Source organism: Synechococcus sp. 60AY4M2 (genome assembly GCF_002760375.1).
In the GTDB taxonomy this organism is placed as follows: Bacteria; Cyanobacteriota; Cyanobacteriia; order Thermostichales; family Thermostichaceae; genus Thermostichus.
Genome location: NZ_AUMZ01000001.1, coordinates 1,866,451 through 1,885,980, shown reverse-complemented (window position 1 = coordinate 1,885,980; position 19,530 = coordinate 1,866,451). Strand labels below are relative to the sequence as shown.

General features: G+C 62.8%; 19 protein-coding genes. 14 read left to right on the top strand and 5 right to left on the bottom strand.

Going from position 1 to position 19,530, the window contains the following annotated elements; translation table 11 throughout:
- Window positions 1-2: 2 nt before the first annotated feature.
- Complete coding sequence (locus SYN60AY4M2_RS08230; RefSeq protein ID WP_099812693.1) at window positions 3-2,210, bottom strand: glycoside hydrolase; 2,208 nt, start codon at window positions 2,208-2,210, stop codon at window positions 3-5.
- 175 nt (window positions 2,211-2,385) lie between these two features.
- Here SYN60AY4M2_RS08230 and SYN60AY4M2_RS08225 point away from each other — a divergent pair, with 175 nt between their 5' ends.
- From SYN60AY4M2_RS08225 to SYN60AY4M2_RS08215, 3 genes are all read left to right on the top strand, one after another.
- Entirely contained in the window at window positions 2,386-2,928 is a 543-nt protein-coding gene (locus tag SYN60AY4M2_RS08225; protein ID WP_011431578.1) for an HNH endonuclease, read from the top strand.
- 47 nt (window positions 2,929-2,975) lie between these two features.
- Window positions 2,976-3,539: a phycobiliprotein lyase gene (locus tag SYN60AY4M2_RS08220; RefSeq protein WP_011431579.1), complete on the top strand. Its 564-nt coding sequence runs from the start codon at window positions 2,976-2,978 to the stop codon at window positions 3,537-3,539.
- A 123-nt stretch (window positions 3,540-3,662) separates the two neighbouring features.
- The gene (locus SYN60AY4M2_RS08215) at window positions 3,663-5,552 is read left to right on the top strand and encodes an AAA family ATPase (RefSeq protein WP_099812692.1); all 1,890 of its coding nucleotides are present in this window, start codon (window positions 3,663-3,665) and stop codon (window positions 5,550-5,552) included.
- On the opposite strand, the gene glcD is transcribed toward SYN60AY4M2_RS08215, so the two are convergent.
- Window positions 5,549-7,039, bottom strand: a complete 1,491-nt coding sequence (glcD, locus tag SYN60AY4M2_RS08210; protein ID WP_240527783.1) for a glycolate oxidase subunit GlcD — start codon at window positions 7,037-7,039, stop codon at window positions 5,549-5,551. The two genes, SYN60AY4M2_RS08215 and glcD, sit on opposite strands and share 4 nt — an antisense overlap.
- Before the next feature lie 69 nt (window positions 7,040-7,108).
- Between glcD and SYN60AY4M2_RS08205 the strand changes: the two genes are divergently transcribed.
- From SYN60AY4M2_RS08205 to SYN60AY4M2_RS08190, 4 genes are all read left to right on the top strand, one after another.
- Window positions 7,109-8,335, top strand: a complete 1,227-nt coding sequence (locus SYN60AY4M2_RS08205) for a class I SAM-dependent methyltransferase (RefSeq protein WP_049749799.1) — start codon at window positions 7,109-7,111, stop codon at window positions 8,333-8,335.
- A 122-nt stretch (window positions 8,336-8,457) separates the two neighbouring features.
- Window positions 8,458-8,658 (top strand): 50S ribosomal protein L35, encoded by a 201-nt coding sequence (gene rpmI / locus SYN60AY4M2_RS08200; RefSeq protein WP_011431583.1) that lies wholly within the window; start codon window positions 8,458-8,460, stop codon window positions 8,656-8,658.
- A gap of 122 nt (window positions 8,659-8,780) precedes the next feature.
- Window positions 8,781-9,137, top strand: coding sequence for a 50S ribosomal protein L20 (rplT, locus tag SYN60AY4M2_RS08195; RefSeq protein ID WP_011431584.1), 357 nt, complete (start codon window positions 8,781-8,783; stop codon window positions 9,135-9,137).
- A gap of 49 nt (window positions 9,138-9,186) precedes the next feature.
- A complete protein-coding gene (locus SYN60AY4M2_RS08190; RefSeq protein WP_071813541.1) occupies window positions 9,187-9,942 on the top strand; it encodes a transporter substrate-binding domain-containing protein in 756 nt (251 codons plus the stop codon).
- Here SYN60AY4M2_RS08190 and purH read toward each other — a convergent pair.
- Entirely contained in the window at window positions 9,939-11,552 is a 1,614-nt protein-coding gene (purH, locus tag SYN60AY4M2_RS08185; protein WP_099812691.1) for a bifunctional phosphoribosylaminoimidazolecarboxamide formyltransferase/IMP cyclohydrolase, read from the bottom strand. The two genes, SYN60AY4M2_RS08190 and purH, sit on opposite strands and share 4 nt — an antisense overlap.
- Window positions 11,553-11,821: 269 nt before the next feature.
- On the opposite strand from purH, the gene SYN60AY4M2_RS08180 reads away from it, so the two are divergent.
- On the top strand, window positions 11,822-12,538 hold the full coding sequence (locus SYN60AY4M2_RS08180) for a MotA/TolQ/ExbB proton channel family protein (protein WP_011431587.1): 717 nt from the start codon (window positions 11,822-11,824) through the stop codon (window positions 12,536-12,538).
- 3 nt (window positions 12,539-12,541) lie between these two features.
- Window positions 12,542-12,967 carry a biopolymer transporter ExbD gene (locus SYN60AY4M2_RS08175; RefSeq protein ID WP_011431588.1) on the top strand — a complete coding sequence of 142 codons (426 nt, stop codon included), beginning with the start codon at window positions 12,542-12,544 and terminating at the stop codon, window positions 12,965-12,967.
- Window positions 12,968-13,000: 33 nt separating this feature from the next.
- On the opposite strand, the gene argF is transcribed toward SYN60AY4M2_RS08175, so the two are convergent.
- Together argF and ctpC are read right to left on the bottom strand one after the other, a co-directional pair.
- Window positions 13,001-13,918, bottom strand: coding sequence for an ornithine carbamoyltransferase (gene argF, locus SYN60AY4M2_RS08170; protein WP_187147178.1), 918 nt, complete (start codon window positions 13,916-13,918; stop codon window positions 13,001-13,003).
- A 132-nt stretch (window positions 13,919-14,050) separates the two neighbouring features.
- Complete coding sequence (ctpC, locus tag SYN60AY4M2_RS08165) at window positions 14,051-15,346, bottom strand: carboxyl-terminal processing protease CtpC (RefSeq protein WP_011431590.1); 1,296 nt, start codon at window positions 15,344-15,346, stop codon at window positions 14,051-14,053.
- A gap of 248 nt (window positions 15,347-15,594) precedes the next feature.
- On the opposite strand from ctpC, the gene SYN60AY4M2_RS08160 reads away from it, so the two are divergent.
- The 5 genes from SYN60AY4M2_RS08160 to SYN60AY4M2_RS08140 all read left to right on the top strand — a co-directional run.
- The gene (locus tag SYN60AY4M2_RS08160) at window positions 15,595-16,962 is read left to right on the top strand and encodes a glutamate-5-semialdehyde dehydrogenase (protein ID WP_099812690.1); all 1,368 of its coding nucleotides are present in this window, start codon (window positions 15,595-15,597) and stop codon (window positions 16,960-16,962) included.
- 266 nt (window positions 16,963-17,228) lie between these two features.
- A complete protein-coding gene (locus tag SYN60AY4M2_RS08155; RefSeq protein ID WP_099812689.1) occupies window positions 17,229-17,774 on the top strand; it encodes an RNA-binding protein in 546 nt (181 codons plus the stop codon).
- Between the two features lie 133 nt (window positions 17,775-17,907).
- The gene (locus SYN60AY4M2_RS08150; RefSeq protein WP_228375373.1) at window positions 17,908-18,660 is read left to right on the top strand and encodes a DsbA family protein; all 753 of its coding nucleotides are present in this window, start codon (window positions 17,908-17,910) and stop codon (window positions 18,658-18,660) included.
- Between the two features lie 23 nt (window positions 18,661-18,683).
- Window positions 18,684-19,436, top strand: coding sequence for an HNH endonuclease signature motif containing protein (locus tag SYN60AY4M2_RS08145; protein ID WP_099812688.1), 753 nt, complete (start codon window positions 18,684-18,686; stop codon window positions 19,434-19,436).
- A partial coding sequence (locus SYN60AY4M2_RS08140; RefSeq protein WP_346426261.1) for a MerR family transcriptional regulator occupies window positions 19,421-19,530 on the top strand: 110 nt, incomplete at its 3' end. The genes SYN60AY4M2_RS08145 and SYN60AY4M2_RS08140, both read left to right, overlap by 16 nt.

Below are 19,530 nucleotides of genomic sequence, written 5' to 3'. Positions count from 1 at the left end.
GCTCAAGGCCTGCGCAGGGCGATGGTGGCCTTGGGCGGGATCCCTTCCTGGAAGGTCTCGCCATCGGCGGCCACGATGACGAACTGCAGCTCTTGTCCCGGCTGGGCGCCCAGATTGCTCCAAGGAATAGCCACCTCCAAACAGGCATCCACCACCGCTTTCACTTGGTGGCTGATGGCGTGCCAGGTGTGGTACTCCCCTGCCTGCAAGAGCTGAGCCTCGACAGGGGCGGGATGCTGGCCGGTGCCGGGGGGCGGCAGCGATAGCTTCAACAGGTGGCGGTAGTGGTAGTTGAGGGGGGCTTCTGCCGGCAACCCTTGGAGGGGAATGGGGCTGTTGACGGTGACGCAGTTGGGGTAAAACCACAGCACCTGCAGTTGCTTGGGCCGCTGCACCACCGAGTTAAAATCCAGCCGCAGGTAGAGGTTGAAGTGATCGAACCCGTACCAGAGGCGGCGGACGACGCTGTTGCGGTGCATGGTGCCGCGGGCGGCGCCGATCTCCACCCGCCCGGCTTGGCTCCACTCCCGTTCGGCGGGGCGGCCGTTGATGGCCGGGTGGATAAATCCTTGCGGCAGGCGATCCCCCAGCCCATCGTGATCCTCGAGAGGGAACTGCAGCACTGCCGGCACGGCCTCTCCCAAAGCGGTGTAGAGGGCCTGCAGATGTTCCCGAAACAACTGGTCGAAAACGGCATCGTGGGCCGAGGAATGGCCCGCCCCAAACCACCAGAACCAGTCGGATCCCTCGGCGGCCCAGAGGGCTTCCCAGGCTTCGGGATTGGCGTGAGGGTGATCCTGAATGACCTGGCGGGCTTGGGCCAGGAGCTCCCAGGCGCGGTTTTTGACGGGATCCCCGATCCAAGTGGTAAAGTCAGCTTCAATCCAGGAGCCGCTGTGCAGTTGTTCGGCTGGCAGAAACTCCGTAGGGGGAAACTGGTCCAAAAACTCCGAAACCGTCACCAAGCGCAGCGCCGGGTGCTGGCTGAGGCGGGCATAGAGGTTCTCCAGGAAGGGCCGGCCATCTTGGGGGTAGTACTCCCAGCAATTTTCCCCATCTAGGGCGATGGTGACCAGCCAGGGCTGTTCCTGGGGCAGGCGGTTGCGGATGCTCTCCAGGTGGCCGATGAGATCCTTGGCGGCAGCATCGGCGGGCATGGCGCTGTAGCTGAAGCCGATCAAATCGGAGAGGCGGTGATCCCGAAAGACAATGGCCAGATCCCCTGCCTCGCTCTCCAGACGGTAGGGCCGATAGAGCTTTTCCGGCTCGAGGATATGGCCCTGCCCGTCGCGATGAAAGGGTTGGCCCAGGCTCCAGCCCAGCACGCCCTCGTCGGAGATGATCCACTCAAAACCCTGCTTTTGCACGATGGGGACAATGGCCGGGCTCACGGATTGCTCCGAAGGCCACAGACCCCGCGGCTCGCGGCCAAAGCGCTCCCGGTAGATCTGCTTGGCCCGCTCCAGTTGGCTGTGGACATCCTGCTCCCAGTGGAAGGGGTAGCGGGGCAGGGGCAAGCCGGGCCGAGCCACCCGCGCCGAGCGCTCGCTCACCAGCAGGGGCAAGATGGGATGGGTGTAGGGGCTGGTGGTCAGCTCCAGTTGGCCGCTCTCTTGCAGCTTGGCGTGCTGGGGCAAGATGGCGGCCAGGATCTGCTGCTGCTTGGCATAGATCCGCTGCCGATCCGCCAGGGTAAAGCCGGATCCCATCTTGATCCAGCCCTCGATCTCGGGATCCTCGTGGAAGAGGGGATCGAACCAGGAGAGGTTGTGCCAGGCCAGCAGGTCGCTGAAGTCTTGCGGTGTCCAGTACTGTAGGCACCAGTTGATCCCCTGCGATTCCCGCTGTTCGTAGAGCTGGCGGTAGCGGGGATAGGGCTCAATCATGGTGGGGTAATGGCTGTCGAAGAAACGCTCGACAATGAAGCGCCGCTGCTCCGGGGTCAGCTTTTCGACAGGAGATAAAGTCAGCTCCAAATAGGGATCGAAGGCGGAGCCGGCCACGTAGTCTTCGATTTGCACAATCAGAGAGGGCACCAGGTTGACCGTTTGGTGCAGGCGAGGATAGCGCTCCAGCAGCAGAACCAAGTCGAGGTAGTCTTTGATCCCGTGTAGGCGCACCCAAGGCATGCGATATTTACCCGCTATCGGACTTTTGTAGAGGGGCTGGTGTTGGTGCCAAACCAAGGCGATATGCAGCGGGTAGGTCATGGGAGGCACGGGATCCGACCATCACCCGGATACTAGCCCATCTGTCCGGCTCCCGATCGTCAGAAACTCTGGAATGTTGAACGGTGGGGATCCGCCTGGATGGTGCCCACTGCGGGAAAACCTTGTCATTCGCCGGATTTCTCAGGACAATGGCGGCAAATGGAAGAGCTAAGTCATGACTGCTGCTACCCACGTCCTGGAACAGTCGATCGTTGTCTTCTCCCAAAACTACTTGCCCATTAGCCGGGTCAACATTAGGCGGGCGATTGTGCTGCTGCTGACGGGCAAGGCAGAGCCGCTGGCGATGATGAATGTGCCGGTATGGAAAGTGCGCTCCCCCAGCCAGGTGATCGAGGTGCCCGAGCACATCCGCCTGACCATCAAGGGCAAAGAGCGGGCCTGGCGAGTGCCCCCTGTTAACCGGCGGGAGGTTCTGCGGCGGGATCACCACACCTGTCAGTACTGTGGCAGCACCCACAACCTAACCCTGGATCATGTCGTGCCTCTTTCTCGCGGGGGATCCCACACTTGGGACAATGTGGTGACTGCCTGCGAGCGCTGCAACCAGCGCAAGGGCAACCGCACGCCCGAAGAGGCGGGCATGGTTCTGCGCAGCAAACCCCGCGCCCCCCTCCACCCGACGGTGGCTTTTGCCGAGCAGTTTTGGCGCGAACAGCAGAGCCGGCAAGAGCCAATCTACGGCTACAGCGCAAGTTAGAATCGGCAAATTTCGGTTGTTATCGAGGAGGATCCGCGTCGGCCATGATGACCGTAATGGAGTTTTTTGCCCTCAGCGCTGGCGAGTGGATGTGTCAGCGTACCAGCCATCACTTGGCCTTTCGCCGCTCTGAGGGGGGGAGATCGCGGATGCAAATTGCTACCCTTTCGCCCGCCGATCCGGCAGTTATCCAGGTTTGTGAGCTGTTCAAGGTGGATCCACGGCGGGCCGTGGGGGCGGCGCGAGTGCAGTGGAATGGGGAGCAGGAGTGGGACAACGAAGAGTACAAAGGCGATGTGGTGCTGGTTCCCATTCCCGATCCCGACAACCCCATGCGGGGGCAACTGTTGCGGGATCAGGGCTATGCCGAGAAAGTGCCGGTGGCCGGCACCTACGTCATGGGATCGGACGGCGCCCTCACCCTCTACACCGAGTACGAGATGACCGAGTCGGAGGAGCGCATCTGGTTTGCCAGCCCCAACCTGCGCCTGCGGGCCAGCACCGTCAAGCGCTTCGGCGGCTTCAGCATGGCCTCTTTCTGCTCCGAGGTGCGCAAGCTCTCCGCCAGCCCTTCCCCCATCTCGGCTGTGGCTGAATCCCGCTCTCTCTAGGCTGTGGGCTGACCAGAAAGCTTGCCGGCGCCGGATCCCTGGCTTACTGGGGAGAGCCTCAGCCGGCAAGGGATGGGCTAAAACCTCTGTTGGTGGGTCATTTGTAGACGGAAAACCCGGGCTGTGGCGGATCTAAGCGACTTTATCCAGGGTATTGAGCAGCTCATCGAGCTAGCCCAGAAGCTGGACGAGAAAAAAAACACGGGGGGGCTGCGAACCGAAGTGCGCATCCAGGCCCGATCCCTGGGCAGCTCCATCCCCCCTTCTGGTTCTATCCCCCGCCGCCGCAGTGCCCAGACGGGGGATCCCTCCTGGAGCAGCGAGCCTCAGGTGATGTCCACGTCAGGCTGGCGCGAGCCGCCCAAGGCTGACCCTACGCCTGAGGCCACTGTCGCCGACCCCCCCGGCAGCCCAGACACCTGGCCGGGACCGCGCCTCAAGGATGTGGGGGGGTTGAAGGAACAACTGCAAGCTTTGCGGGAGCTGGTGGAGATCCCCCTCAAGCGGCCCGATCTGCTGGCCAAGTTGGGTTTGGAGCCGCCCCGTGGCGTGCTGTTGGTTGGCCCCCCTGGCACTGGCAAGACCCTGACGGCCCGCGCTTTGGCCGAGAGCCTGGGGGTGAACTACATTGCCCTCGTCGGCCCGGAGCTGATCGGCAAGTACTATGGGGAGGCGGAGGCGCGCCTGCGGCAGGTATTTGAAAAGGCGGCCAAGTCGGCCCCCTGTCTGGTGTTCATCGACGAAATCGACGCCCTTGTGCCCAACCGCGCCGCCGTCGAGGGAGAGGTGGAAAAGCGCCTGGTGGCTCAAATGCTGGGGCTGATGGACGGCTTTGTGGCCCAAAAAGGTGTTGTGGTGCTGGCGGCCACCAACCGGCCCGAGGCCCTGGATCCGGCGCTGCGGCGACCGGGCCGCTTCGACCGCGAGGTCATTTTCAAGGTGCCGGATCGGGAGGGGCGGCGGGAGATCTTGGCCATCCACACCCGCGGCATGCCGCTGGCAGAAGATGTGGACTTGGACAGCCTGGCGGATCAGACGCTGGGCTTTGTGGGGGCAGATCTGCGCGGCCTGTGCCAGGCGGCAGCCTATGCGGCCTTGCGGCGGCAGGTGCCGGATCTGGGATCCCCCATCCCCGACTCCTTGACAGTTTCGGCGGCGGACTTTCAGCAGGCCCTGCAACAGGTGAAGCCGGCGGTGTTGCGCTCAGTGGAAATCGAGTCGCCCCAGGTGAGCTGGGATCAGATCGGCGGCCTGGAGCAGGCCAAGCAGGTTCTGCAGGAGGCCATCGAGGGATCCCTGCTGCACCCGGAGCTGTACGAGCAGGCCCAGGCGCAAGCGCCCAAAGGGATCCTCCTCAGCGGCCCTCCCGGCACCGGCAAGACCCTGCTGGCCAAGGCGATTGCCTCCCAGGCCAAGGCCAACTTCATCGCCGTCTCCGGCCCAGAGCTCTTGAGCAAATGGGTGGGATCCTCCGAGCAGGCGGTGCGAGAGCTCTTTGCCCGCGCCCGCCAGTGCGCTCCTTGCGTGATTTTCATCGACGAGATCGACACCCTGGCGCCGGCGCGGGGCAGCTACTCCGGCGATAGCGGCGTCAGCGACCGCGTTCTGGGGCAACTGCTGGCCGAACTGGACGGGATCCGCCCCAGCCAGGGGGTGTTGGTGGTGGCCGCCACCAACCGCAAAGCCAGCTTGGATCCCGCCCTCACCCGCGCCGGCCGGCTGGAGCTGCACCTGAGTGTGGAGCTGCCGGATCGGGCCGGGCGGCGGGAAATCCTGGCCGTGCACAACCGCAGGCGGCCCCTAGGGCCAGATGTGGATCTGGAGGTGTGGGCCGAGCGCACGGAAGGCTGGAGTGGGGCCGATCTGGCCCTGCTAAGTAACCGTGCTGCCATTGCTGCCATTCGCCGCCACCGGGCCACTGCCGAGTCGGTGGATCCCAAGACCCTGGTCATCCGCCAGGAGGACTTTGCCCAGGCCTTTGCCGAGCTGCAGCAGCAGCGCCAGGCCACCTAGAAGACCGGGATCCCTTGCCATTCCGGCTGCCGGTGGGCGTGGGCCGCCTCGCCGCAGGTGCGGGGGGTGGGAAAGATCTTGTCGGGATTGGCGATGTGCTGCGGGTCGAGCACCTGCCGCACCCACTGCATGCTCTCCAAATCCGTGGGCGTAAACATCTCCGACATGTAGCAGCGCTTGTCGGCCCCGATGCCATGCTCGCCAGAGATGCTGCCTCCCAGGCGCACGCAGAGCTTGAGGATCTCACCCCCCAGCTTCTCCACCTGCTCCAGGGATCCCGGCACCGACTCGTCGTAGAGAATCAGCGGATGGAGGTTGCCGTCGCCGGCGTGGAACACATTGGCCACCGGGTAGCCGTACTGGCGGCTGAGGCGCTCGATTTCTTTGAGGACATAGGCTAGCTGGCTGCGGGGGATCACCCCATCCTGGACGTAGTAGTTGGGGCTGAGCTTGCCCATGGCGGCAAAGGCCGCCTTGCGCCCCTTCCACAGCCGCGCCCGCTCTTCTGCATCGACGGCCACCTGCACCTGGCGGGCCCCGTTTTTCAAGCAGAGCGCCCTCACCTGTTGGCCGACTTCCTCCACCTCCAGCTCCAGCCCGTCCACCTCCACCAGCAAGATGGCTGCCGCATCCCGCGGGTAGCAGCCCAACTGCACCACATCCTCCACAGCATTGATGCTGAAGTTGTCCATGATCTCCAGGCCGGCGGGGATGATCCCGGCGGCGATGATGTCGGAAACGGTGGCTCCTGCCGCCTCGACGCTGTCAAAATCCGCCAGCAAGACCTGCACCTGGGCCGGCGCCTTGAGCAAGCGCAGGGTAATCTCGGTAGCAATGCCCAGAGTGCCCTCGGAGCCGACGAACAGGCCCACCCAGTCGTAGCCGGGCATCTCCGGGATCTTGCCCCCCCAGCGCACCACTTCCCCATCCGGCAGCACCACCGTCAGGCCGAGGATGTGGTTGGCCGTCACCCCGTACTTGAGACAGTGGACGCCGCCGGAGTTTTCCGCCACATTGCCGCCGATGGAGCAAACCGACTGGCTGGAGGGATCCGGCGCATAAAAATAGCCCTGGGCGGCCACCGCTTGGGTAATCCAGGCGTTGATTACTCCCGGCTGCACCACCATGCAGCGGTTGTCTAGGTCAATCTCCAGGATCTGTTTCATCAGGGTGGTGGCGATGACGACGCTATTTTCCAGCGGCAGCGCCCCTCCCGAAAGGCCGGTGCCGGATCCCCGCGCCACGAAGGGCACCTGGTAGCGGCTGCACAGCTTCACCACCTGCGCCACCTCCTCCGTGGTGCGCGGCAACACCACCAGAGCCGGCCTTTGCCGGTAGCTGGTCAGCCCGTCGCACTCGTAAACCAGCAGCTCCTCCGGCCTGCTGATCACCCGCCGGGGATCGAGAATTTTTTTGAGCTCAGCCCTCAGTTTGAGCCAATCGAAGGTGAGGCCAGCTTGCAACGGGTGAGAGGAGCGAACAGCCATAGGGGGCGGCAGAACATCTCGTGAGGGGGATATCGTCACTATAGTCTGGATAGTCTGGCCGGAGAGCCTATGCAGTCCCGCAACGCCGAACAGATCCTTGAGCAAGTGCGGCAGCTCTACGACCTCTACCCCTTCCCACCACAGCCCATCGGCACCGTTCCCCCGCCGGGGTGGAACTGGCGCTGGAGCTGGCCCCAGGCCTATGCTTTTTGCACCGGATCCCATCCGGGCCGGCGCAAGGTGCGCATCCTGGATGCCGGCTGCGGCTCTGGGGTAGGGACAGAATACATCGCCCACCAAAACCCGGAAGCGGAGATCTGGGCCTTTGACCTAAGCGGCCGCGCCCTGGAGATTGCCAAGGCCCGCTGCCGGGCTTCCCAGGCGCCGCCGGTGCAGTTTTGCCAGCTCAACGTTTACGACATCGACCAACTGCCGGGGCAGTTCGACTTCATCAACTGCGTGGGCATGCTCCACCACCTGCCGGATCCGCTGGCGGGGCTGCAGGCGCTGGCGAGCAAATTGGCCCCTGGCGGGATCCTGCATTTGTTTGTCTATGGCGAGCTGGGCCGCCACGAAATTCGCCTGATGCAAAAGGCCATCCGCCTACTGGTCGCCGGCTCCGAACACCAGCCCCTGGCTTCCGCAGAACACCTGCAACAAGGGCTACAGGTAGGCCGCCGCCTCTTCCGGATTTTGCCGGAGAGCAACCGCATCCAGCAGCAGGAACGCGCCCGCTGGGCCGTTGAGAACGTGGACGACGAATGCTTTGCCGACATGTACCTGCACCCGCAGGAAGTGGACTACAACATTGAGACCCTGTTTGAGCTGATCCGCGCCTCCGGGCTGCAGTTTTTGCGCTTTTCCAACCCGGAGTTCTGGCGGCTGGAACGGGTGTTGGGCCAGGATGAGGCCCTGCTGGCCCAGGCGGCTCAACTGCCAGAGCCGGAGCGCTACCGCCTGATCGAGCTGCTGGATCCGGTGGTGGCCCACTACGAGCTCTTCCTCGGCAAGCCTCCCCTCCCCCGCTGGGAATGGACCAGTCCGGAGGCGGTGGCCTCGGCTGTTGCCCACCTCAGCCCATGTCTAGGCCTGTGGCCGGGCCGGAGCATCTTCAACTACGCCTACGAGGCAATCTCCCTCAGCGAGGAAGCCTTCGCCTTCCTGCAGCAGGTGGACGGGATCCGCACCGTCCAAGCCCTTCAAGACAGCCTGGAGTCTCCCCTGGGCTGGCCGCAGTTGCAGCAGTTGCTGCGCTGGCAAGTGCTGCTCTTGGAGCCACGGGAGGGCTGTCTTTGAGTGCCTCTGAGCAAATGTGGGCAGCCAAGACCGGTGGCAGCATTTGCCTTCTTGGACTTTCCTGCTCTATGCTGGGAGGCTGTGAGCTTTTCTCCAGCCCCACCCATTCTGGGGGTACTGCCATGCCCAAAATCAAAACTCGCAAGGCAGCCGCCAAGCGCTTTCGCCTCACCGGCAGCGGCAAGTTTATGCGCCGCCGGGCCGGGCACAACCACCTACTTGAGCACAAAACCAGCAACCGTAAGCGCAAGCTGGCGGGTGTAGCCCTGGTAAGCAAGCAGGATCTGGCCAATGTGCGCCTGATGCTGCCCAACACCCACTAGCTGGGTCCTGTTCGCGCTACGCGCCGCTTCCCCGACGCCTCGGCACGTTGGGGACGGGTTGAAGTCTCAAGGTTTGCCGGGGGCTCGCCAACTTCTATATCCGTCTGTATTGGGTTACTGCCATGAGAGTCAAACGCGGCAATGTTGCCCGCAAGCGTCGTAAGAAGATCCTCAAGCTAGCCAAAGGCTTTCGAGGAGCCGGCTCCAAGCTGTTCCGCACTGCCAACCAGCAGGTGATGAAGGCTCTGCGCAGCGCCTACCGGGATCGCCGGCGCAAGAAGCGGGATTTTCGCCGCCTGTGGATTGCCCGCATCAACGCGGCCACCCGCGCCCAGGGCCTGCGCTACAGCGAGTTCATCGACGGCCTCAAAAAAGGCAATATCCAACTGAACCGCAAAATGCTGGCCCGCTTGGCCTTCCTGGATCCAGAAGCCTTTACCCAAGTGGTGGAAGCAGCTCGCCAGGCCCGCGCCTCCTAAAGAGATGGGGTCTCGGTCTCCGTTGGCCGCAGCAATCCAGAGGTCTTGCATGGCAGCCGGCCTGGCCTTGGCTTGCTTGGGGAGGGGGATCCCTGCGGCTGCCCGCCCCTGGCCAGAGATTGTGCGTTCGGGTCAGGTGCGAATTGCGGTCAAAGACAACCTGAGGCCGTTGGGCTTTCGCGATCCCATGGGCAAGCTGCAGGGGTTTGAGATCGAGCTGGCCCGCGAGCTGGGATCCCGGCTCTTGGGATCCGCGGAGGCGGTGGAGCTGGTGCCGGTAGCCAACGTGAAGCGGCTGCAGGCAGTGGCCGCTGGGGAGGTAGATCTGGCTATTGCCCAGCTTGGCATTACGCCGGATCGGGCGCGACAAGTGGAGTTTACCTCGCCCTACTATCAGGATGGCCCCAGCTTGGTTGTGGCCCGTTCCCACAACTGGGAAAGGTGGTCGGATGTGGGCGGCGCGCGGATTGCCGTCCTGCGCGGATCGGCTGCTATTCCTTACCTCCAGCGCTACCTCCCAGGGGTTGAGTTGGTGGCGGTGGATTCCTACCGGGAAGGGGCGGAATTGCTCCTAAAGGGAGCGGTGCAGGCCTGGGCAGCGGATCGCTCGGTGCTGGCAGGGTGGCTGGCGGAGCACCCCCAGTTTCAGTTTTTGGGATCCCCGTTGGCGGCGGTGGGGCTGGGCATTGCCCTGCCCAAGGGGCTGGAGCATGCTGAATTGCGGCTGCGGGTGCGCCGCGAGCTGGAGAACCTGCGCGCTGAGGGCTGGCTGGCGGAGCGGGCCAGAGCCTGGGGTCTGCCCTAGTGCAAAAAGTGACGGATGCCAGTGCAGACCATGGCGATCCCAGCAGCATTGGCAGCAGCAATGGAATCGGCATCGCGGAGACTGCCTCCCGGCTGGATGATGGCGCGGATCCCAGCACGGGCTGCCGCCTCCACACTGTCGGCAAAGGGGAAAAAGCCGTCGCTGGCCAAAACCGCTCCTGCTGCCTGCGAGCCGGCCTGGCGAAGGGCAATCTCGACGGCGCCTACCCGGTTCATCTGGCCTGCGCCAATGCCGAGGGTCTGCCCCTGCCGGGCAACGACGATGGCGTTGGATTTCACGTGTTTGCAGACCGTCCAGGCAAACTCCAGATCCGCCCACTCTTCCGGTGTCGGCTGGCGCTCGCTCACCACCCGCCAGGACGGGCGGCGGTCGGATCCCTGGGCCAAGTCAGCCTCCTGCACCAGGAAGCCCCCAGCCAGGGTGCGAATGGTTTGGGCCGGCCCAACCGCAAAGTCCGGCAGAACCAAAAGCCGCAAGTTCTTTTTGGCTGCCAGTTGCTCAGCCGCCTCGGGGGTGCAGTCCGGGACAACCACGCATTCCAAAAAGGGCTCCGCCAGCCGCCGGGCAGCCTCCCCATCCAAGGTTTGGTTGAGGGCGACAATGCCCCCGAAGGCGGAAACGGGATCGGCGGCCAAAGCCGCCTCAAAAGCGGCAGCCAGAGTTGGGCGAACGGCTACCCCACAGGGGTTGTTGTGCTTGACAATCACCGCCACCGCTGGCCTAGGGCCGTTGGCCAGCCCTAGGCTCAGTTCTGCCGCCAGGGCGCGGGCCGCCTCTAGATCCAGCAGGTTGTTGTAGCTGAGCTCCTTCCCCTGCAACTGTTTGGCCCGATGCCAGCCGGGAGCAGCCGCATCCACCACATACCAGGTGGCGGCTTGGTGGGGATTTTCCCCGTAGCGCAGGCGTTGCCAAGGGATCCCTTGCAGTTGAAAAACCTGCTCGGCAGCGGTTGCAGGAGCTGGAGCTTGAGAGGGGCGGGACAGCTCTGAGCGAGTTAGGTAGTCGACAATGGCGCGGTCGTAGGCCAGTACCTGCTCGAAGGCGCGGCGGGCACACTGGAAGCGAAAGGCCAGCCGCTCCGCCTCGCTGGAGGGGCTAGAGAGCAATTGCAAATACTGAGGGTACTGGCTGGGATCGGTGAGCACGGTAACGTGGGGATAATTCTTGGCTGCCGCCCGCGCCAGCGTCGGCCCGCCGATGTCGATCTGTTCAAAAGCCTCCTCCAGCGACACCCCTGCCCGGGCCACCGTCTGCTCGAAAGGATAGAAATTGACCACCACCAACTGGATGGGAGGGATCCCCAGCGCCTCCAGATCCGCCCGGTCTTCGCGGCGCTCCAGGCGGGCCAGAATGCCCCCGTGAATGCGGGGGTGCAGCGTTTTTACCCGTCCCCCCAAGATCTCCGGCGCGCCGGTATGCTCCGAAACAGGGGTGACCGGGATCCCAGCTTCTGACAGCGCCTTGGCTGTGCCTCCGCTGCTGAGCAGCTGAAAGCCGTGCTCCTGCACGAGGGCCTGGGCCAGCGGGATCAGGCCGGTCTTATCGGAGACACTTAGGAGAGCCAAAGGTGGGAAGGGCTGAGCAGACATCGGTTGTTAGCGATCTCAAGAGAGCAGAGTTGCCTAGGAGATCCCAACAGGTGGAGATCCCACGCCCCAGCATAGCGCCCCTGCCGGGAGGGGGATAGGAGGTTGTTGCCACTACTGAGAGGTCGGAGAGGTGGCTGGGGTTCACGTGGGATGATCCAGGATGCCAGAAGGTGCAATTCCAGCCACTCAAAAGGGATCCCAGCCCTGCCGAGAAAGTGCTATGACAAGATGAGCGTGAATTGCCGCTAGAAGGGGGTAACTAGGATCGTATGGATAGAGTCTTGCAGCTCCTGATCCAGGGTTGGTACTATTCCATCCCCCTGTTGACGTTCTCAGTCTTCTCGGTGGCCTGTTGCATCGAGCGGGCCTTGTTTTGGTGGAAAGTCACCCACCGGCAGGAGGAGGTGGTGCGGCAAGCCCTGAGCCAGTACCGCCGCAACCCACGCGCTGCCCAGTACCTGCTGGAGCAAAATGCGGATCTCCCCATTGCCCGCATCTTTTTGGCCGGCCTGGAGCTGAACGAAGCCAGCCCCGAAGATTTTAAGCTGGCCCTGGAGACAGCCTTGGCGGCAGAGGTGCCCCTGCTGAAGCGCTTCAATACGGTCTTCGACACCGTCATTACCGTTGCCCCCTTCCTGGGCCTGCTGGGCACCGTTACCGGCATCATCCAGATCCTCAGCTCCATCCAACTGGGGGATATCGGCGGCACCGATACGCAAGGGGTAGGGCAGGGGATCGCCGAAGCCCTCTACTCGACCGCTTTTGGGCTGATCGTGGCCATTCCCACCTTGCTAATCTCCAACGTCTTCCGCTCTCTGTACCTGCGGCAGCTCTCCAAGATCCAGGAGTACGGCGGCGAGCTGGAGTTGCTGCATCGCCAGCGGCAAGAGATGCAAGCCCAACAGCTTTCCCAGTATTCTTACGCCAAGCCCAGCCCCAGCGGCAGCTCCACTCTTCCTCCCTACTCCCCCCTTGAGCCCTCCTAGCCTATGCGCATCCCCGAAGAAAACTTTCGATCCGGCGAGATCAACATCGTGCCCCTGATCGATGTCATCTTCTCGATCTTGGTGTTTTTCGTCATCGCCAGCCTGGTGCTTACCCGCTCGGAGGCCCTCGATGTCAATTTGCCAGAGGCCTCCACAGCCGAAGCCCGCCGCCAGCCAGACGTTACGGTGAGCATCACCGCTGAAGGCCAAATTGCCGTCAACCGCAAGGCGATTGCCAATCTTGCCGCCCTGATCCCAGAGGTGGAACGCGTCCTGGCCGAGAAGCCGGCTGAAGGGCGCCGCCTGGTGGTGATCAACGCCGATTTGGCTCTCTCCCACGGCAAGGTGGTGGAGGTGATGGATACCCTGCAGCGACTGCCCAACGTCAGCCTGGCCATCGCTGCCCGCCGCCCTGCCAATAACCGTTGACAGGCTCCCCTCTGGGGCCGGGGGTGAGGGCCATCACCCTGCCCCCAGCAGTTGGATCAGGAGCGCTTTTTGCACGTGGAGGCGATTTTCTGCTTGATCCCACACCCGGGACTGGGATCCCTCCAAGACCTCGGCGGTGATCTCCTCTTCCCGGTGCGCGGGCAGGCAGTGGAGCACAATGGCCTCGCGAGCCGCCTGTTTCAGCAGCTTAGCATTGACCTGGTAGGGCAGGAAGTCGGCTTTGCGCGCCTCGGCCTGGTCTTCTTGGCCCATGCTGGCCCACACGTCGGTATAGACCACCTGGGCTCCCGCGACCGCTTCGTAGGGATCCCGCAACACCCACACCTGCGATCCCTGGGCCAAGGCTTGCGCTTCTGCTACTACTGCCGCATCTGGCTCGTAGCCGGGGGGGGTGGCGACGCGGATGTGGATCCCGCTCATGGCACAGCCCAGCAGCAGGGAATGGGCAACATTATTGCCGTCGCCGCAATAGGCCAAGGTCAGGCCCGCCAGTTGGCCGAAGTTCTCCTGGATGGTGAGCAGATCGGCCAAAACTTGGCAGGGGTGAAACTGATCCGTGAGGGCGTTGATCACGGGGATCTCGGCATATTCGGCAAAGATTTCCAGCTCCCGCTGGTTGTAGGTGCGAATGGCAATGGCGTCCAGGTAGCGGGAGAGAACGCGGGCCGTATCCTGCAGAGGCTCGCCGCGGCTCATCTGCATCGCCGTCGGCACCAGATCTAGGGTGCTGCCCCCGCACTGGGCCATGGCAGCGGTAAAGCTGACGCGGGTGCGGGTAGAAGCCTTCTGAAACAACAGCCCCAGCACCCGGCCGCGCAGATCCACCCGATAGGGATCCCGCTTCAGTTGCGCCGCTTGGACCAGCAAGGCCGCTAGCTCCGCCGGGCTCAGGTCGCTGAGTTTGAGCAGATCCCGCCCGGCTAAGTTGATGGATCCTACAGCTTGCAACCCCGCCATCGCGCTTCACCGCCTCCGCAAACAACTTCCGGCCCGCGCTGCTGCCTGCTCGCCAGCGCAAGGCCGCTACTCAGCAAGGTCTCGCAGCCTGGGCCCCAACGCTGGCTAGAGGGAAGAGGAACGCATTGGCTCCTTGGCCTGTTGCTGGCGGGCCGAGATCTGCGCCTGGAGGGCCTGGATAGCGGCGGCATATTGCGGGTCGGCGGGAGTCGCCACCAACTCGCGATCCCGGCTGAGGCGATTGAGATCTTCTTCGGACAGTTCCACGACAATGTCAGGGGTGATGCCTTTGTGATCGATATCGGTGCCTTTGGGGGTGCGATAGCGGGCGATGGTCACCGCCAGGCCCGACCCATCGGAGAGGGGATGCACCGACTGCACTAGGCCCTTGCCAAAGGTTTGCGTGCCCACGATCACGGCGCGCCGGTTATCCTGCAAAGCCCCCGACAAGATCTCGCTGGCGCTGGCGGATCCTCCATCCACCAAGACAGCCAAAGGCTTGTCGGTGAGGGCGCTGTTGTTGGCCGTGAGGCGATCCTGCTCCCCTTGCCGGTTCACCGTCGAGACAATGCTGCCCCGGTCGATCCACATGCGGGCGATCTCGGCGCTGGAGTAGAGCAGCCCCCCCGGATTGGCCCTCAGATCCAGCACATAGGCGGCCACCCCTTGTTTCTCCAGCTCGCGAATGGCCTGGCGCACCTTGTCGGCGGCATTGCCGGAAAACTGGGTGATGCGGATGTAGCCAATGGGCAGGCCATTTTCCTGGTGAACCGCATAGCGCACGGTGGCCAGCTCAATTCTCTCCCGCACCAGGTCGAACACCTTCAGCCCTTCCCCCTCGCGGCGGATGGTCAGCCGCACCCGTGTGCCCGGCTCGCCGCGAATGAGGCTGACGGCGGTGTTGGTGTCCATCCCTTCGGTGGATTTGTCGTCGATGCGCACGATTACATCTTTGGACTTGATCCCGGCCCGGTCGGCGGGGGATCCTTCGATGGGGGAGATCACCACCAGCTCGTTGGTCTCTTGATCCATGCCCAGCGTGATCCCCACCCCGGTCAGCTCACCGGATGTGTCAATTTGCATGCTGGCGAACTGGTCGGGATCCAAGAAGCGGGTGTAGGGATCGTTCAGTTTCTTCAGGGCTTCGCGAATGGCTGCATAGGCATCTTCTCGGGTGGCATATTCTCGGCTGAGCAGATCCCGCCGCACCGCCTCCCAGTCGACGGAGTTGAAGGAAGGGTCGACGTATTCGCGATTAACAATCTGCCAAACTTCGTCCACCACTTCCTTGGGATCCCGGCGAAACCCTGCCCAACCCGGCATGGATAGCTGCACCCCGACAAGCGACACGGCTGTGACCACTGCAGCCGTTGCACTCACCACAAACCCACGCTTTCTCATTGGCTCTCCTGGAAGACAAGGTCTAAAAGTCGAGGTTAATCTCCAGCTTTTGGGGGTTTCGCCCAGAGGCTCTTCCCTGCCCCAACTTTATCTCAGGGACAAAGCAGTGCTGCCTGCCCCAGCCGGTGGTATCCAAAGTTTGGTAGGCTGCAAATGGTACAGCCCAACTGTGCCCAACGTAGCACAGGGATCCCTGCAAAGGTGCTCTCGCGATCACATTTGCAAAGGCGCTTTTTCTTCTGGAGTCCATGTCTCTTGTAACCGACTCTCCCAGCCTGCCGGAAGCTGCTGCTGACTCGCCCCTGCTGGCCCAGGTGCAGTTGGCTCGCGCTGCCGCTCGACGCACGGCTACCTTGCCCACTGCCATTAAAAATGCCGCCCTAGAGGCCATGGCCACCGCTTTGCTGGAACACCAAGAGGCCATCTTGGCAGCCAACCAGGCGGATTTGGAGCAGGCAGCGGAGCAGGTCAAGGCCGGTGAGCTGTCCGCCTCGGCCTACGCCCGCTTGAAGTTGGACGCCCAGAAATTGGCCGACGCGGTGGCCGGGGTGCGGCAGGTGCTGCGGCTGCCGGATCTGGTGGGGCAGGCCTTGCTGATCCGGGAACTGGATGAGGGGCTGGTGCTGGAGCGGCGCACCTACCCTCTGGGAGTGCTGGGGGTGATCTTCGAGTCGCGGCCCGATGCTCTGGTGCAAATTGCCGCCCTGGCGGTGAAAACCGGCAACAGCGTCCTGCTCAAGGGTGGCTCGGAGGCGCTCTGCTCCTGCCAGGCATTGATGGCGGCCATCCAGGCGGGGCTGCAGCAGATCCCCGAGTTTCCCCAGGGATCTTTGCAGTTGCTCACCAGCCGTGCCGAGGTCAAGGCCCTGCTGCAACTGGAAGGGCTGGTGGATCTCATCATCCCCCGCGGCTCCAGCAGCTTTGTCCGCTACATCATGGAAAATACCCGCATCCCGGTGCTGGGCCATGCCGATGGCCTCTGCCACTTGTACGTAGATCGGGCTGCCGATGTGGACATGGCGGTGAGGCTAACCCTGGACAGCAAAACCCAGTACCCCGCCGCCTGCAACGCCATCGAAACCCTGCTGGTGCACGCAGAGATCGCCCCCCGGTTTTTGCCCCTGGCCGTGCAGGCGCTGCGCGAGAAGGGGGTGGAGTTGCGCGGGGATCCCCGCTGCCGCCAACTGGTGCCCGATCTGATCCCGGCCAGCGAGGCCGACTGGCGCACGGAGTACGCCGACCTGATTCTGGCCATCAAAATGGTGGATTCTCTCGACGAAGCCATTGCCCACATCGAGCGGTACGGATCCCGCCATACCGAGGCCATCGTGACCGAAGATGCCGCCGCTGCCCAGCGCTTCCTCGACGAAGTGGACGCAGCAGGGGTCTTTCACAATGCCTCCACCCGCTTTGCCGATGGCTTTCGCTACGGCTTGGGGGCAGAAGTGGGCATCAGCACCCAAAAGCTGCCGCCGCGCGGCCCGGTGGGTTTGGAGGGCTTGGTGACCTACCGCTACCAACTGCGAGGGCGAGGCCATCTTGTAGCCGACTATACAGGCCCCCAGGCCCGACCTTTTCAACATCGAGATCGCCTGAACACCACCGGTTTGTCTTAGGGATCAGGGCCTGCTGCAGCGGCCGACTGTACAAAGCAATCCATGACGGAAACCGTTCTGCTCGTCTGGGTGGCTCCAAGTTAAGGTAAATTAGAAGATAGCCTTGTGATTTGCAAAGGTTGTGCTTTGTGCCCCGCTGTGGTGCAACAATAGACCACCGAAGGCTACTGGGTTTTGAAATTTGCTGTCGGCTTGAGCGCCTTTGACCTAGCACCTTGCTTTTTGGCTGCCTTTTGTTATTATTTCGATAGGAGCTTCGCTGCATCATGCCCGTTCGTCTGTATGTCGGAAATCTGCCGGAAGAGGTGGATCGTCAGGCATTGGAGAAGCTCTTTAGCTCTGCAGGTGAGGTCATTTCCACCAAGGTGATTCGGGATCGGCGGACAGGCAAATGTCGCGGCTTCGGGTTTGTAACCGTGAGCACCGAAGAGCAGGCGCAGCAGTACATCGAAAAGTTCAACGGCCACAGCTTTGGCGATGTCAACCTGCGCATCGAGATTGCCCAGCGGCGGGAGAAACGGGAAGACGCCGAAGCCAGGGCAGCAGCCTCCAGCTCCCCAGCTAAGGAGTCTGCCAAAGATGCTGGCAAGGATTCTAGGGCGCCCGGGGATCCTGAGCCCCGAGGTTCTTCCAAAGACTCCAAAGAGTCTGGGGAAAAGTCCGCTCCCAGCAAAAAGCAACGCCAGCGGGGCAACAAAGGGAGTGGAGGCAATGTCGTTGCCGAGACTGAAGGGGCCTTTGAGCCGGATCCCCGTTGGGCCAGTCAGTTGCAGCGGATTAAGGAGCAGCTTCTCCAAGCGACCAACTCCTGATCCCCCCAAAAGCGTGGTGGACATCGCCGCCATCTGGCGTTAGCCTGGTTGAGCTGTACAGCTCTGGGCATACTCGAGAGGGGGTTTTGGGATGGATAGTCTGGCAAGGGTTTTTCGCGCGTGGGGACAGTGCTTGGCCAAAGCTGGGTTCCTCGGCGCGCTGCTGGTTTGGCTGGGGATGAGCAGCGTTGTCCAAGTTGCCCTCGCAGCTCCAGCCGATTTGGAGGAGCAGGTGCTGCAGATCATTCGCAAGCACCCCCAGGTGATCCTGGAGGCGGTGCAGGAGTACCAGCAGCGGCAGTACCAAGAGCAGCAGCAACAACAGCAGAAGTTGGCGGAAGAATTTGGCCGGCAGTTGCGGGAGAACCCGCGTGCCGTCATCGGAGACTCTCCTCAACTGGGATCCGACGCTTTGCGGTTGGTGTTGGTGGAGTTTTCCGATTTTCAATGTCCCTTCTGCGCCCGCGCCCACGACACCCTCAAACAGTTCATGGCCGAGCACGGGAATGAGGTGACCTTGGTGTACAAGCACCTGCCCTTGACCAGCATCCACCCGGAGGCGATGGCGGCGGCTCGCGCGGCCTGGGCTGCCCACCGTCAGGGCAAGTTCTGGGAGTTCCACGACGAGCTGTTTGCCAACCAATCCCAGCTTGGGGATGAATTTTATGTAGCTACCGCCGAGAAGTTGGGCCTAAATGTGGAGAAATTCAATCGGGATCGGCGCAGCCGGGCGGCGGAGCGCGCCATTCAGCGAGATATGGATCTGGCCTCTCAACTGGGCATCGGCGGCACCCCTCATTTCATCTTGAACGGCCTTTCTTTTTCGGGGGCGCAGCCTTTGGAGGTGTTTGAGCAGACGCTGCAACAGGCCAAGCAAGCCCTCTAGCCCGGTTAGAGCCTCAAGTCCAGATGTCGAGTCCCTATCGTTGCCCAGAGTGCGGAGATAGTTTCCTGTTTCGGCCGGATCCCTGCCCCACCTGTGCCAGCCGAGAACGCCAGAAACAGAAGGCTGCCCGCGCCAGGGAAAAACGGGGCAGCTACGACCTGACGGGCCAGGTGGCCGCCGCCGAGTTCTGGCAACTGTTGCGTTGGTACCCCTGCTGCCCTTGCTGTGGCAAGCCCTGGCCGGAGGTGGGATCCGCCCCTGTCCAGGATCACATCATCCCCCTTAGCCGTGGGGGGCCCAACACGGCTGCCAACCTGCAGCCTCTTTGTCCAGCCTGCAACGGCTGGAAGGCGGATTTTCTCATTTGTTTTGACAGAGCCGTGCCGGGGCGGGTGCGACCCTTGCCTCAGCACCTTTGGCCCAGCTTTCGGCGTTGGCTCGGCCTCGGCGGCGTCGAGGAAAAGCAAGCCCGCGAGCGGCAGTTGGATTGGTTGGATCCCGGCCTAGATCTTGGCGGCGGGGATCGCCCCCAACTGGTGCAACAGTTGGCCTATCCCTTGGCCAGCCCAGCCCAATTGCAGGCGGAAACCTTGCGCCTCACGCTGGCGGCGATCTCACTGGAAGAAGGATCCCTGGCGATTCCAACCAGTGGTGCAAAGGGCAGCGAGGCCCAAGCAGCCCGATGGAGCATGACTCTAGTCAATGATATGCTGGACTATACTGAAAATAATGTACAATATGTTCAGTATGGCTGCTTGGTATGGCTAGGTATGTAAAACCGAGAGAAGCGGCGGATTATTTTGGGGTGTGTCTCCACACCTTGAGGCGATGGGAACAGAAGGGCTGGATCCATGCAGTACGTACACCATC